Raw genomic sequence first — 11,288 nt, forward strand, 5'->3', positions numbered from 1 at the left:
GCTGTGAGGCACAACACATCTGTCTCATTGATCGAGACGTTGCGTGGCGTCTCGATCAATGAGACGGATCGGTTGCGGTCGCTTCCCGTTGGCGAGTGAACTGCTTGTGCGCTGCGATGGGTAGTGACCCAGCCCACACGTGGCGTTCGCAATGAAGCGTTTGAGAGGAGCGGTGGACATGACCACTGCCGAGGCCGCTATCGAGGCCAGCGTAATTCGCAAAGTGAGTTGGAGATTCCTGCCCTTCATCGGGCTGTGCTACATCGTCCTGTATCTGGATCGCCAGAACATCGGCGTCGCGGCGTTGACGATGAATGCCGACCTCGGGCTGTCGGCCACGGCGTTCGGGCTCGCCGCCGGTATCTATTTCTGGAGCTATACCCTCTTCGAAGTGCCCAGCAATCTCGTGCTGGCCAAAGTCGGGGCGCGCCGTTGGCTCCCCCGCATCATGATCACCTGGGGCCTGGTCACGATCGCGACCGCGCTGGTGCGGGGGCCGGCCGACCTGTCGATCGCCCGCGTGTTGCTGGGAGTGGCCGAGGCCGGCTTCTCACCGGGAGCGCTCTATTTCATCACCCGCTGGTTCCCCTACCGGGCACGGGCGAGGGCCATGGGATGGATCGTGACCTTCATCTGCCTGTCCGCGATCGGAACCCCGATCTCGGTGCACATTCTGCAGCTCGACGGTTTGGCGAACATCTCGGGTTGGCGGTGGCTGTTCGTGATCACCGGTATTCCGGCGATCATCATCGGTGTCTTGTGCTATCGGGTGTTGAAGGACCATCCCGCGCAGGCGAAATGGCTGACCCCGCAAGAGCAGGCTTGGCTGCAGCAGACGATCGATGCCGAGCACGAACGTAACCAGCAGCGGCATTCCATGTCGGTACTGCGCGGCCTGACCGACGGACGTGTCCTGGTGCTGTGCCTGGTCTTCCTCACCATCACGTTCGGCCTCAACGGCTATGGCATCTGGATGCCGCAGATTCTGGCGAGCTTCGGCTGGAGCAAGCTCGAGATCGGCTGGCTGGGCGCGGTTCCGCCGCTGCTCGCGATTCTGCCCGCGCTGGCATGGACCCGTCGCTCGGATCGGCGCAAGGAGCGGGTGTGGCACTTCGTGCTCCCGATGCTCCTGTCGGCGGCCGGATTCGTCTTCGCCGCGGTGAATCTGCACACGCCGGCGGCCGCGATGGTCGGATTCTGTGTCGCCGCCATCGGCCTGTACTCGGCGATGTCGATCTTCTTCCTGCTGCCCAGCGCCATGTTCAGCGGCGTCGCCGCGGCGGCCGGACTGGCGCTCATCAACGGAGTGGGCAACCTGGGCGGCTATTTCGGGCCGCAGGTGACCGGGGTCATCAAGGACGCCACGGGCGGTTTCGCGCCCGCGGTGGCGTGCTTCGGGGTGGTGCTCGCGATCGGAGCGGCACTCGCCGGGGGCCTCAGCCGCAATCGGGACATGCGCCGGGCGCTGCACGAGCACTGGCAGAACGCGGACGCCGAACCGGCACCGACACCGACACCGACACCGACCATCACCGACAACCGAGGAGCGGAAAAATGAGCCGAATGTTCGGGCCGATCCGGCAGAACGGATACGTCGTCCGAGACCTGAACGAAGCGATGCGCCATTGGATCGAGGTGCTCGGTGTCGGACCGTTCTTTCACATCCCGCGACTCCCGGTGCAGCAGTTGCGGTTTCGGGACGAGCCGAGCGAGGCCACGATCAGTGTCGCGCTCGCCCAGAGCGGCGGGCTGCAGATCGAATTGATCCAGCAGTTGGACGACGCGCCGAGCGCTTTCCGGGAGTTCCTCGACGCCGGGCGCGAAGGTCTGCATCACGTCGCATTCTGGACCACCGCGTTCGATACCGACTTGGATCGCGCGACCGAAGCGGGATTGCGAGTCGTGCAGTCCGGGCGATCCGGTCGCGGCGGCCCGGACGAGCGATTCGTCTACTTCGAGCCCGGCGGACATCCCGGCGCCATGATCGAACTGTCGGAGATCAGCGGCGACAAGGGCCGGGTGTTCCAGAAGGTCGCCGCCGCCGCGAACGGCTGGGACGGCAGCGACCCGATCAGGGAGATGAACTCATGACCACCGCACGAACCGCCATCGTCTCCGGCGGCGCATCCGGAATCGGACTGGCGACCGTCGAACGGCTGCTGCGCGACGGATGGCGGGTAGCCGTCGCCGACCGGGACGATACCGCGCTCGACCGGGCTCGTACCGGCTTGCGGGATCACGCCGAGCGACTGCGGTTCGTCCGCCTCGACGTGACCGACAGCGACGCGGTCGACGCGGTGGTCGACGCGGTAGGCGCCGAATTCGGGCCGGTGCACGGCGTGGTCACCGCGGCGGGCATCGCCTCGACCACCTCGTTTCTCGACAGCACGCCGGAACGGTTCCGACAAGTCGTGGAAGTCAATCTCGTGGGGACGTTTCTGGTTGCTCGCGCGGCGGCCCGCCACATGAGTGCGGGCGGTTCGATCGTGACCATCTCCTCGGTGTCGGGTATGCGCGGGAGTCCGGGCCGCACGGCGTACAGCGCGTCCAAGGGTGGCGTCATCACCATGACGAAAGTGATGGCGGTCGAACTCGGCCCGCTCGGTATCCGTGCCAACTGCATCGCGCCCGGTGCCACCGAGACGCCCTTGGTGAGTGTGGCGCACACACCGGACGTGCGGGCGGCGATCCTGCCCGCCATTCCGCTCGGCCGCTACGCCCGACCGTCCGAAACCGCGGAAGCGATCGCGTTTCTGCTGGACGAGCGCGCCGCATTCGTCACTGGCCAGACATTGACCGTGGACGGCGGGCAGACCGCCGGAGCAGGTTGGAGCCTGCGATCGGACCACACCGCCGTGGGGAAGGAAAACCGGTGCGGAAATTGATCATCAGCGTGCATCCCAACGAAGGGGCGATGCGAACGCAGAATCCGCATGTTCCGTGGACCGCGGAAGAGATCGCGCAGGACGCGGCCGCCGCGCGGGCCGCGGGCGCGGCGATGATGCACTTCCACGCCCGCACCGCCGACGGCGGCGCCGATCACAGCACCGAGGGTTACGCGAGGGCTGTCCGAGCCATCCGGGAGCGCACCGATCTGCTGTTGGCCCCGTCTCTGGCGAACGCGCCGGGCGCCACCGTCACCGAGCGGCTGGCGAACATCGTGGACAACGCCGGGGATTCGATGACCCGCGCCGACTTCCTTGCCGTCGACGCGGGCTGTGCGAATCTCGATCGCTACGACTGGCAGGCACACGAATTCCGCAGCAGCGACCGGGCGTTCGTCAACGATGTCGGCAGCATCGCCCATGTCCTGCGCACCGCGCGCGAGCTCGGTATGACACCGCTGTTCGCCTCGTTCAACATCAGCTGGACGCGCGGTATCGAAGCATTCCTCGACGCGGGTGCGGTCGACGGACCCGCATTCGTCCTGTTGGTGCTCGGCGGCCCGGAGTTCGTGGCGGCCCATCCCGGGACATCGGCCGGGCTGGACGCGCACCTGGCCTTCCTGCCCGCTGGGAAACGGATCGAGTGGGTGGTGAGCGTGCACGCCGGAAATGTGCTCGACGTGGCGCCCGCGGCGATCGAACGCGGCGGGCACATCGCCATCGGTCTCGGCGACCACCCGCATCTCGAACTCGGCACGCCCACCAACGCGGAGCTCGTCGCCCGAGTACGAGATCTGGCGCACGAATACGGCCGCGCGGTGGCTTCTCCGGCCGAGGCGGCCGAGATGCTCGGCATGCCGCCGGCCCGCCCGCGCATCGTGATCTCGCACGGTCCGCAGGTGGTGGTAATGGATTCGGTTTCCTACGCCTCGTCCACGGACGCCGGTCGCATCGTCGTCACCGGTTCGCACGGCGGCTCGAGCGCCGGCGAGTACGCGCGCCGATACGCCGTCTCATGCCTGGTGGCCAACGACGCCGGGTTCGGCAAGAACAACGCGGGCATCAGGGGCCTGGAAGAAATCGACGCCGAGGCCATCGCGGGAGTCGCGGTGGGACATGAGTCGGCCCGCATCGGCGACGGCACCGACGTCTGGGAGAACGGGGTGATCACATTCGCCAACGCCACCGCGCGTCGGCAGGGTTACACCCTCGGCGCGCGAGTGCAGGACGAGATTCGCCGGCTGACCGCGACCGGAACACAGGAGGTCACCGCATGCTGAGACAGGTAGTGCATTCTGTTCGTGACCGGCGGGTGGTGGTCATGGACAGCCTGTCGCAAGCCACCGAAGCCGACCGCGATCAGGTGATCGTCGCCGCCTCCAACGGCGGCGCGGCGTCCGGCGCCGCGGCCAGGCAGCTCGGCCTGGGATGTGTCGTGCTCAACGACGCGGGTGTCGGCAAGGACGAGGCGGGGATCGCGGGAATCATCGCTCTCGACGAGGTCGGCATCCCCGCGGTCGCGGTGGGCCACCTGTCCGCCGAGATCAGCAATGGGATGGACACCTGGGACAACGGTGTCGTGTCGTTCGTGAACGAGACCGCGAAGAACGCGGGCTTCCAGGTCGGCGACCGCGTCCAGCAAGCCGTTGCGCGCTTCCTCGAGACGTTGCCGGAGCGGACGCGATGACCGGACGCAAGGTGATCATCACCGTCGCGCCGACGGGCGGACTGGCGACCAAGGCCGACAACCCGCAACTGCCCACGCAACCTGACGAGATCGCCGAAGACGTCGTGCGCTGCTACGAAGCGGGAGCGAGCATCGCCGCGCTGCACGCCCGCCGCGCGGACGACGAGGCCACCTGCGACCCCTTGATCTACCGTGCGATGAACGAGCTGATCCGCGCACGCTGTGACATCGTGATCAACAACTCGACCGGCGGCGGGGTCAACGGAGACCTGCTGGGCTGGAACGAATCCGGATACCACGAGGTCCACTGGGCGGAACGGCTGCGCGGGCTCGACGGTGGCGCCGACATGTGCACGCTGGACGCGATGACCACGTTCGCCAGTGTCGGCGGCCGCGAGGTTCTGCTCGCGACCCAGCCGTCCCGTGGCAGGGAACTCGCGGAGGGCATGCGCGCCAGAGGGATCAAACCCGAGTGGGAAGCCTTCGGGCCCGCACATCTGGTGCAAGAGATCGCCACGCTCATCGGTGACGGATACGACTCGCCGCCGTACTTCGTCAATCTCGTACTCGGGCTGGACACAGTGTTCCAAGGAGCGCTGCCGTACTCGCCGAGGAACCTGCAGATGATGGTCGACCTCCTGCCGGAGCGGAGCTTGTTCACCGTCAGCATCGTGGGCGATCCCGATATCGATGCCTTGGTGCACGCTCTGCTTCTCGGTGGGCACGTGCGAGTGGGGCTGGAGGACAACCTGCGGAATGCGGTGGGCGAACCGGCCACCAACCTGGCCGTCGTGGAGCGGATCGTCCGCGTCGTGCGCGAACTCGGTATGGAACCCGCCACCGCGGCGGAAGCCCGCGAAATGCTCGGATTGGAGCGATCATGAATGCCGGGAGGCGGTCGCGCGACTGGTTCGGGTCCCACGATATCAACGGCTTCGCCGCACGCTCGTGGATGAAGAATCAGGGCATCCCGGACCGCATGTTCGACGGACGGCCGGTGATCGGGATCTGCAACACCTGGTCGGAACTCACGCCGTGCAATGCCCATCTGCGGGATATCGCCGAACACGTCAAGCGCGGCGTCTACGAGGCAGGCGGCTTCCCGGTCGAGTTCCCGGTGACCTCGCTCGGCGAGACGCTGTTGCGTCCCACCAGCATGCTGCTGCGCAACCTGGTCAGCATGGACGTCGAGGAATCGATTCGCGCGAACCCGGTCGATGCGGTGGTACTGCTGTGCGGATGCGACAAGACGACGCCCGCGTTACTGATGGGCGCGGCAAGTTGTGACCTGCCGACCCTGGTGGTGTCCGGCGGGCCCATGCTGACGGGGCGGTTCCGCGGCCGCACCCTGGGGTCGGGCACCAATGTCTTCTCGATGTCGGAGGACGTACGGGCCGGCCGGATGCCGGTGGGCGACTTCCTCGAAGCCGAGGCGTGCATGTCCCGGTCGGCGGGGCACTGCAACACGATGGGTACCGCGTCGACGATGGCCGGACTGGTCGAGGCGCTCGGCATCGCGCTGCCCGGCAACGCCGCTATTCCGGCGGTCGACTCGCGCCGCCGGGTGCTGGCCCACGACGCGGGCGTGCGGATGGTCGAAATGGTGGCCGAGGATCTGCGGATCTCGCGCATTCTGACCCGTGCGGCCTTCGAGAACGCCATCCGAGTCAATGCGGCGATGGGCGGGTCCACCAACGCGGTGATCCATCTCCTCGCCGTGGCCGGTCGTCTCGGGGTGTCGCTGGACCTCGACGACTTCGACCGGTTCGGGCACGACATGCCGCTGCTGGTCGACCTGCTGCCGTCGGGCCGCTTCCTGATGGAGGACTTCTTCGAGGCGGGTGGCATGCCGGCCCTGCTCGCGGGGATGGCCGATCTTCTGGATCGGGACGTGCTGACCGTCACCGGGAAAACGCTGGGCGAGAACATCACCGGCGCCTGCTGCTGGAACGACGAGGTCATCCGTCCGGTCGGACGGCCGGTCCGCCCACAGGCGGGAATCGCCGTGCTGCGTGGAAACCTGGCGCCCGACGGCGCTGTGATCAAGCCGTCGGCCGCGTCGCCGCACCTGCTGCGTCATCGCGGGCGCGCCCTGGTGTTCGAGACCGTGGAAGATCTCGCCGCGCGCATCGACGATCCGGATCTCGATGTGGACGCCAACAGCGTGCTGGTGCTCAGGGGAGCGGGTCCACGCGGCTACCCGGGGATGCCCGAGGTAGGCAATCTGCCGCTGCCGAAAAAGCTTCTAGCGCAGGGCGTTACCGACATGGTGCGAATCTCGGACGCGCGGATGAGCGGCACGGCGTACGGCACCGTGGTGCTGCACGTCGCGCCCGAATCGGCGGCGGCGGGTCCACTGGCGCTGGTTCGCACCGGCGACATGATCGAACTCGACGTCGAGGGCCGCAGCCTGCGGGTCGACCTCGATGACGACGAACTCGACGCGCGTAGAGCAACTCTCGCGCTGGAATCGCCGGTCGCCGAGAGCGGATATCAGCGGCTGTACATCGATCACGTGCTCCAAGCGGACCGCGGCGCCGACTTCGGCTTCCTCGTCGGGCGCCGGGACGCGATCGTGCGACGGAACAACCATTGAGCGGAGGCCGAATGGTCAACGAACGAATCGCGGTCGTCACCGGCGCGGGATCCGGTTTGGGGCGAGCGATCTCGCTGGCGCTCGCCGAGGACGGCTGGACCGTGGTGCTCGCCGGGCGGCGTGCCGATCCATTGGCGGACACCGCGACACTGATCGGTGACCGCGCTCTGGCCGTACCCACGGACGTCAGCGATCCGGAATCGGTGCGGGCACTGTTCGCCTCCGTCGGCCGGTGCTTCGGCAGAGTGGATCTGCTGGTGAACAACGCCGGCGTCTCCGGTACCTCGGCTCCGCCGGACGAGTTGCCGCTGGAGCAGTGGAGGTCCTGCGTGGAGGTCAATCTGACAGGTGCGTTCCTGTGTGCGCGGGAGGCGTTCGGGATGATGCGCACCCAGCGGCCCCGAGGCGGCCGCATCATCAACAATGGGTCGATATCCGCGCACAGCCCGCGTCCACGCAGCATCGCCTACACCGCGACGAAACACGCGATCACCGGGCTGACGAAGTCCCTTTCGCTCGACGGCAGGGCGCACGACATCGCCTGCGGTCAGATCGACATCGGCAACGCGGCCACCGATATGACCGGCGCGATGAGTCACGGAGTGCCGCAAGCGGATGGCTCGATCCGGACGGAGCCGACGATGGACGTTCGCCATGTCGCCGCCGCGGTCCGCCACATGGGCAGCTTGCCATTGGACGCGAACATTCAATTCCTCACGGTGATGGCCACTGCGATGCCGTTCATCGGGCGCGGCTAACCCGAGCGGAAACCGCCGTAGGCGCGGGCGAGTTCGCGTGACACGGCGAGCGCGCTCGCCCGCACCGCCGCGTCCACGCGGGCCAGATTGATCCGTCCGGCCAACCCCGACACGCTCAGCGCGCCGACCACCTCACCGCCGGGCCCCAGAATCGGCGACGCCGCGGCCATGATGCCGCGAAACGACTCCTGCCGGTCGTAGGCGATGCCGCGCTGTCGGATTCGTGCGAGTTCGTCGGCCAGGGCGTCCGGATCGGTGATGGTGTTGTCGGTCAACCCGGCCAGGCCGTCCGCCACCACGGCTCGGACGTCCTTCGGCTGGGAGAACGCCAGGATCGCCTTTCCGCTGCAGCTGGCATGGGCCGGCCAGCGACCGCCGGCGCGCGACGGCACTCTGGGGCCGTCCTTGCCGCGCAGTACCTCGACGTACAGCACCTCGCGCTCGACCAGCACCGAGACACCCACGTTCTGACGTGTCGCCTCCCGTAGGTCCGCCATGAACGGACGCGCGGCGTCGACGAGACCGCGCGGCCGGTGCACCAGCTGGCCCAGCTCGAAAAGCGTGATCCCGAGGCGCAAGGTCCGGTCGTGACGTTCGAGCAAGCCGCAGCGCACGAGTTCACGGATCAAGCGATGTGCCGTAGACCGTGGCAACCCTGAACGCTCGATCAGCTCGCCGCTGGTCAAACTCCCATTGGAGGACCGGAAAGCGTTCAACAGCAAACTTGCCCGGCCGATACCGGAGATCTCGCCTTCGTCTCGATGAATGGGACTCACGCGTTGAATTCTGCGGGCTCGGAGACGGACTGTCTAGAGGCCCGCGGACGCGGGCAGGGAAGGAGAACTGGTCATGGCGAAAACGACGGCCGCGATCGTCGGCTCAGGAAATATCGGCACGGACCTGTTGTACAAGCTGCGCCGCTCCGAGTACGTCGAGCCCCGGTACATGATCGGAATCGATCCCGAGAGCGAAGGCCTGAAACGCGCCGCCGCGTTCGGTTTGGAGACATCAGCACAAGGAGTCGACTGGTTGTTGTCGCGCCCGGAGCTTCCCGATGTGGTCTTCGAGGCGACCTCGGCCAAGGTCCACGCCGCGGCCGCGCCCCGCTACGCCGAGGCGGGCATCACCGCCATCGACCTCACTCCCGCCTCCGTCGGGCCCTATGTCGTTCCGGCGGTGAACCTCGAGCAGCACCTGCACGCACCCAACGTCAATATGGTCAGCTGTGCCGGCCAGGCGACGATTCCGATTCTCGCCGCCGTCAACGAGGCGGCCGATGCCTCCTACGGCGAGATCGTCGCCGCGATCGCCAGTGCCGGCGCGGGCCCTGGCACACGCCAGAACCTGAGCGAATTCAGCGAGAAGACCGGAAGAGCCCTCGCGGTCGTCGCCGGAGCCGACCGGGCCAAGGCGATCTGCGTGGTCAACCCCGCGGATCCGCCGATGATCATGCGCGACACCGTCTACGCGCGGGTGCGGCAGCCTTCCGCCGACCGAATCGAGCGCGCCGTGCGCGCCATGGTGGCCAAGGTGCAGCAGTACGTCCCCGGCTACCGGCTGCGCTATTTCGATGTCGACGACGACCTGGTCACGGTCATGCTCGAAGTCGAAGGCGCGGGCGATTTCCTGCCGGTCTACGCCGGAAACCTCGACATCATCACCGCCGCGGCCGTCCAGGTCGCCGAAGCCAAGGCCGGCAAGATCACCACCGAAGGAGTCCCGGCATGACACGCGAACAGCGGATCAACCTCGTCGACACCAGTTTGCGAGACGGTATGAGCAGCGTCTCCCATCAATTCACCACCGATCAGGTCGGTGCCGTCGCCCGCGGTTTGGACCGTGCCGGCATCGGAACCATCGAAGTAGCGCACGGCATCGGCCTCGGCGCGTCCTCCATCCAGTACGGATTCGCCGCGGCGACCGATGCCGAATACGTGCGCGCCGCGGTCGAAGCCGTCGCCGAGGCGGACATCGCGGTGCTGTACGTACCCGGCATCGCGACCCTGGCCGAACTCCGGCAGGCCCAGCAAGCCGGCGCGCGCACAGTGCGCGTCGCCGTGCACTGCACCGAGGCCGACTGCGCGGAACAGCCCATCACGTGGGCCCGCGACAACGGGATGCGCGTCATGAGTTTCCTGATGATGAGCCACAAACTCGAGCCTTCGGCGCTCGCGGCGCAGGCGCGCGAACTCGACTCCTACGGCGCACAGGTGATCTATGTCGTCGACTCGGCAGGGGCGCTCCTCCCGCACCAGGCAGCCGCCCGCGTCCTCGCGCTGCGCGAGACCGTCGGCGCGGAAATCGGCTTCCACGCGCACAACAATCTCGGCGTCGGCATCGCGAACTCTCTCGCCGCGGCCGACCACGGAGCCACCTACATCGACGGGTCGCTGCGCGGACTCGGCGCCAGTGCGGGCAACGCCCAGACCGAAGTGCTGGCCGCGGCGCTCGAGCGAGCCGGATACGTCACCGGTGCGGACCTTTTCGGGCTCATCGACACCGCGGAACGCGTCATGGCACCGCTCATGAAGCAACCCCAGATCATCGATGAGACGGCGCTGGTCCTGGGCTACGCCGGTGTCTACTCGACCTTCTACCACCCGACCAAACGAGCCGCCGCGAAGTTCGGCGTCGCGGAACGCGAGATCCTTCTCGAATTGGGCAGACGGGGTGTGATCGGCGGGCAGGAGGACATGATCGTGGACGTCGCCGCCGAACTCGCCGGGCGTTCGGCACCATGAGGTGACCTGAGCGCAGTGGCGGGCGCGCGTCGAATGCCGTCGCAAACCTTCCCGCGTGTCGCCACCCATGTCGCCGGGGACGATAGAGTCGCACGGCGGTGTCGCTGAAGCGCGACGTCTTTCGCTTGGCCGTCGTCGCGCGCTTCCGCAAGGGTCTCGGCGAGAACCTGCTCGATCACGCGCCCGCCGTCGCGGTCCTGCGCCCTCAGCGGTCGGCTGGTGCCGCGCCGGTCGTTGCCGTCGAGTTTCGACGACATGTCCCGTGCCTCAGCCGCGCCAGCTTTCCAGGACGCGGTCCACGGTGGTCCGGATGCGGGCCCTGGCCTCCGAGCGGGGGACTCCGGTCATGAGGAGATGGTCGTAGTCGGTGTCGCGGTGACGAACCGAGGCTATGACGGCGAGGGTGAGCGCTTCGGCGGACAGAACTTTGGCGGCGGCGGTGCGGCCTACGCGGCCGCTGCCGCGGACGGCGGCGTGCTCGGCGATCTCGGTGGCGCGGTCGGCGGGGCAGCCGGGGAACAGCCGCCGGATCTCGTCGGACATGCGGGCGCGGTATTCGACGTCCTGGGCGTCGCGGCGCACGCGGTCGCGGTCGCGGCGGCGGGAACGGGCCTCCTCGTC

At 67.6% G+C, this 11,288-nt stretch carries 12 protein-coding genes; 10 read left to right on the forward strand and 2 right to left on the reverse strand.

Annotated elements, in window-relative coordinates:
- Nucleotides 1-178 precede the first annotated feature (178 nt).
- The 8 genes from ON21_RS35485 to ON21_RS35520 are packed head-to-tail and all read left to right on the forward strand — an operon-like array spanning nucleotide 179 to nucleotide 7,926.
- On the forward strand, nucleotides 179-1,558 hold the full coding sequence (locus ON21_RS35485; RefSeq protein WP_051021815.1) for an MFS transporter: 1,380 nt from the start codon (nucleotides 179-181) through the stop codon (nucleotides 1,556-1,558).
- Entirely contained in the window at nucleotides 1,555-2,091 is a 537-nt protein-coding gene (locus ON21_RS35490) for a VOC family protein (RefSeq protein ID WP_039805426.1), read from the forward strand. The genes ON21_RS35485 and ON21_RS35490 overlap by 4 nt, the downstream gene beginning before the upstream one ends.
- Nucleotides 2,088-2,885 (forward strand): SDR family NAD(P)-dependent oxidoreductase, encoded by a 798-nt coding sequence (locus ON21_RS35495; RefSeq protein ID WP_039805428.1) that lies wholly within the window; start codon nucleotides 2,088-2,090, stop codon nucleotides 2,883-2,885. Before ON21_RS35490 ends, ON21_RS35495 begins: the two co-directional genes overlap by 4 nt.
- Nucleotides 2,873-4,165: a beta-keto acid cleavage family enzyme gene (locus tag ON21_RS35500; RefSeq protein WP_051021816.1), complete on the forward strand. Its 1,293-nt coding sequence runs from the start codon at nucleotides 2,873-2,875 to the stop codon at nucleotides 4,163-4,165. Before ON21_RS35495 ends, ON21_RS35500 begins: the two co-directional genes overlap by 13 nt.
- Entirely contained in the window at nucleotides 4,159-4,572 is a 414-nt protein-coding gene (locus tag ON21_RS35505; RefSeq protein WP_039805430.1) for a hypothetical protein, read from the forward strand. The genes ON21_RS35500 and ON21_RS35505 overlap by 7 nt, the downstream gene beginning before the upstream one ends.
- Nucleotides 4,569-5,456: a beta-keto acid cleavage family enzyme gene (locus ON21_RS35510; RefSeq protein WP_039805432.1), complete on the forward strand. Its 888-nt coding sequence runs from the start codon at nucleotides 4,569-4,571 to the stop codon at nucleotides 5,454-5,456. Before ON21_RS35505 ends, ON21_RS35510 begins: the two co-directional genes overlap by 4 nt.
- A complete protein-coding gene (locus tag ON21_RS35515) occupies nucleotides 5,453-7,168 on the forward strand; it encodes an IlvD/Edd family dehydratase (protein WP_039805434.1) in 1,716 nt (571 codons plus the stop codon). The genes ON21_RS35510 and ON21_RS35515 overlap by 4 nt, the downstream gene beginning before the upstream one ends.
- Before the next feature lie 11 nt (nucleotides 7,169-7,179).
- Nucleotides 7,180-7,926 (forward strand): SDR family oxidoreductase, encoded by a 747-nt coding sequence (locus ON21_RS35520; protein WP_039805436.1) that lies wholly within the window; start codon nucleotides 7,180-7,182, stop codon nucleotides 7,924-7,926.
- Here ON21_RS35520 and ON21_RS35525 read toward each other — a convergent pair.
- Nucleotides 7,923-8,702, reverse strand: coding sequence for an IclR family transcriptional regulator (locus ON21_RS35525; protein WP_039805438.1), 780 nt, complete (start codon nucleotides 8,700-8,702; stop codon nucleotides 7,923-7,925). The two genes, ON21_RS35520 and ON21_RS35525, sit on opposite strands and share 4 nt — an antisense overlap.
- A 73-nt stretch (nucleotides 8,703-8,775) precedes the next feature.
- On the opposite strand from ON21_RS35525, the gene ON21_RS35530 reads away from it, so the two are divergent.
- Complete coding sequence (locus ON21_RS35530) at nucleotides 8,776-9,654, forward strand: acetaldehyde dehydrogenase (acetylating) (protein WP_039805440.1); 879 nt, start codon at nucleotides 8,776-8,778, stop codon at nucleotides 9,652-9,654.
- A complete protein-coding gene (gene dmpG, locus ON21_RS35535; RefSeq protein ID WP_039805442.1) occupies nucleotides 9,651-10,667 on the forward strand; it encodes a 4-hydroxy-2-oxovalerate aldolase in 1,017 nt (338 codons plus the stop codon). Before ON21_RS35530 ends, dmpG begins: the two co-directional genes overlap by 4 nt.
- A 267-nt stretch (nucleotides 10,668-10,934) precedes the next feature.
- On the opposite strand, the gene ON21_RS35540 is transcribed toward dmpG, so the two are convergent.
- The coding region (locus tag ON21_RS35540) for a DUF2293 domain-containing protein (RefSeq protein ID WP_039805444.1) at nucleotides 10,935-11,288 on the reverse strand (354 nt) is incomplete at its 5' end.

Origin of the sequence: Nocardia araoensis NBRC 100135, from assembly GCF_000308435.1 — a bacterium.
Classification (GTDB): Bacteria; Actinomycetota; Actinomycetes; order Mycobacteriales; family Mycobacteriaceae; genus Nocardia; species Nocardia araoensis.

Bases quoted from the DNA above. Each gene is read 5' to 3' on its own strand.
- ON21_RS35485 (WP_051021815.1), top strand. From the start codon at position 179: ATGACCACTGCCGAGGCCGCTATCGAGGCCAGCGTAATTCGCAAAGTG.
- ON21_RS35490 (WP_039805426.1), top strand. From the start codon at position 1,555: ATGAGCCGAATGTTCGGGCCGATCCGGCAGAACGGATACGTCGTCCGA.
- ON21_RS35495 (WP_039805428.1), top strand. From the start codon at position 2,088: ATGACCACCGCACGAACCGCCATCGTCTCCGGCGGCGCATCCGGAATC.
- ON21_RS35505 (WP_039805430.1), top strand. From the start codon at position 4,159: ATGCTGAGACAGGTAGTGCATTCTGTTCGTGACCGGCGGGTGGTGGTC.
- ON21_RS35510 (WP_039805432.1), top strand. From the start codon at position 4,569: ATGACCGGACGCAAGGTGATCATCACCGTCGCGCCGACGGGCGGACTG.
- ON21_RS35515 (WP_039805434.1), top strand. From the start codon at position 5,453: ATGAATGCCGGGAGGCGGTCGCGCGACTGGTTCGGGTCCCACGATATC.
- ON21_RS35520 (WP_039805436.1), top strand. From the start codon at position 7,180: ATGGTCAACGAACGAATCGCGGTCGTCACCGGCGCGGGATCCGGTTTG.
- ON21_RS35530 (WP_039805440.1), top strand. From the start codon at position 8,776: ATGGCGAAAACGACGGCCGCGATCGTCGGCTCAGGAAATATCGGCACG.
- dmpG (WP_039805442.1), top strand. From the start codon at position 9,651: ATGACACGCGAACAGCGGATCAACCTCGTCGACACCAGTTTGCGAGAC.